We start from the raw sequence: 1589 nt of genomic DNA on the forward strand, positions 1-1589 counted from the left end.
GTAAAGCGATGAGACGCTGGCAATTCGACGAGCGGCGACACCGGCGGAATCTTCTCGTTGAGGATCGCCTTGTACTTCGAGTCCCTGATCGCGTGAACGTATGCCGAGTACTCGATCGCGTCTACCTGTGCACGCTTCTCCTTGACGGGCTCCTTACGGAGGTGCTCGACCGGGTACAGCTCCATCTCAGCCACCTCGAACGGATCGAGGATGCGATACGCCAAGGTGTCCGAGCGCTGTCCCGCGAGCCGCAGGCGACAGGTCCGGGTTGGGCCAGATCGCCCGAGCGGCACGGTGGGGACTCGACGACCTCCGGTGGGAGGAGACCACGGGAGGTGCGGCCGGTGATGGCGTCGCAGGTGAGAGTCCTGCGGCACGAGCTCTGGCCTCGGTGGTGGCGGTCATTCGGTTCTCCGCGCGGACGGGAGTCGCGCTGGCACCGCTGCTGCAGTCGCACGCGGACGAGCTGCGGCGCGGCGAGCACCGCAGACGACAGATCGCAGCTGCGCGGCTGGGCGTCATGCTCGTGCTGCCGCTGGGCGTGTGCGTGCTGCCGGCGTTCGTCCTGCTGGGCGTCGTCCCGGTGCTCCTGACACTGGTGAGCGGTCTGGGGCCCGCGTTCGGGGGAGTCTGAGGGCGGGGGATTCTGGCGTCGGGGGCGCTAGACGTCGGGGACTCGGACTCAGAGCCCTTCACATGAGGGACGTGATATCCGGGGTCGTCGACTTCTGGAGATTCTGAGTGCGGAACACGCGGAGCGCCTGGATCGATACTGTGGTGCCGGTGGGGCGGTCGGTTCCACTGCGGACCTGTCCGGACTTGTAGAGGAGACGCACACGATGGCACGAACGATCACGATGTACGACCGGTACGGGCAGGAAACCCCGGCCGAGGCATCGCTCGAGGGATTCATGGAGCTCTACGACTCGGTCGCGCAGGTGGGCCGCGATGAGGACTGGCGCGATGTCTTCATGACGGATTCCGATGAGTGGAACCTCAACGTCAACCCGGATGCCATCACCTTCGAGAACGTCGAGGAGGGTGGCGAGTTCGAGTCGTCGCAGGCGCCTGATCGCGAGACGGTCCGCGTGCTTGCAGACCTGTTCCTCCGCGGTGACCTCGACGCGATCCGCGAGCGACTCAGCCCGGCTTGAGAACCAGACTCATCTTGACCTGACAGCCGAGCTCGACGCGGCCTGTGGCGCACTGATGCGTCACAGGCCGTTCGTGTGCATGGGAGAGGTGCGCACGCGTGGAGGTGGAATCCGTCCGTGGTGTCCACAGCCCTTCCACGTCCCAATCGCAGCCCGCTGATCGGGTCCACTCTCGTGGCACGGCAAACCACTCGGTTGCCGTGCCCGGCGGGAGGTCCCCGCGGGGCGGAGGCGGGGGAGGCCCCGCCGCAGCGGAAGGGGATGACCATGACGATGGTGACGGGAACGGACCTGCTGGCGCCGGACCAGGATCCGGACGGGGACGGACGAGATGAGGCGGCGGTCGCTGAGCTCGCGGTCGTGAAGCCGGCGAACGTGCGGGAGTGCCTGGCCGATGACACCGGTGCAACGACGGCGGAGTACGCGATGTAAACA

3 protein-coding genes and 1 pseudogene are annotated in these 1589 nt (G+C 66.7%); 3 read left to right on the top strand and 1 reads right to left on the bottom strand.

The window, feature by feature from the left end; translation table 11 throughout:
- Positions 1-185, bottom strand: a pseudogene (locus tag ACT3SQ_RS19155) (GIY-YIG nuclease family protein); the annotation flags it as partial.
- Between the two features lie 83 nt (positions 186-268).
- Between ACT3SQ_RS19155 and ACT3SQ_RS19160 the strand changes: the two are divergent.
- The 3 genes from ACT3SQ_RS19160 (at position 269) to ACT3SQ_RS19170 (ending at position 1586) form a co-directional block, all read left to right on the top strand.
- Positions 269-634, top strand: coding sequence for a type II secretion system F family protein (locus tag ACT3SQ_RS19160; RefSeq protein ID WP_444502888.1), 366 nt, complete (start codon positions 269-271; stop codon positions 632-634).
- Positions 635-839: 205 nt separating this feature from the next.
- A complete protein-coding gene (locus tag ACT3SQ_RS19165; RefSeq protein ID WP_147522362.1) occupies positions 840-1154 on the top strand; it encodes a hypothetical protein in 315 nt (104 codons plus the stop codon).
- Positions 1155-1421: 267 nt separating this feature from the next.
- Positions 1422-1586 carry a hypothetical protein gene (locus ACT3SQ_RS19170; RefSeq protein WP_444502889.1) on the top strand — a complete coding sequence of 55 codons (165 nt, stop codon included), beginning with the start codon at positions 1422-1424 and terminating at the stop codon, positions 1584-1586.
- The last annotated feature ends 3 nt before the right edge of the window (positions 1587-1589 follow it).

Source organism: Brachybacterium sp. AOP42-C2-15, assembly GCF_052377065.1.
GTDB lineage: Bacteria > Actinomycetota > Actinomycetes > Actinomycetales > Dermabacteraceae > Brachybacterium.

Bases quoted from the DNA above. Each gene is read 5' to 3' on its own strand.
- ACT3SQ_RS19170 (WP_444502889.1), top strand. From the start codon at position 1,422: ATGACGATGGTGACGGGAACGGACCTGCTGGCGCCGGACCAGGATCCG.
- ACT3SQ_RS19165 (WP_147522362.1), top strand. From the start codon at position 840: ATGGCACGAACGATCACGATGTACGACCGGTACGGGCAGGAAACCCCG.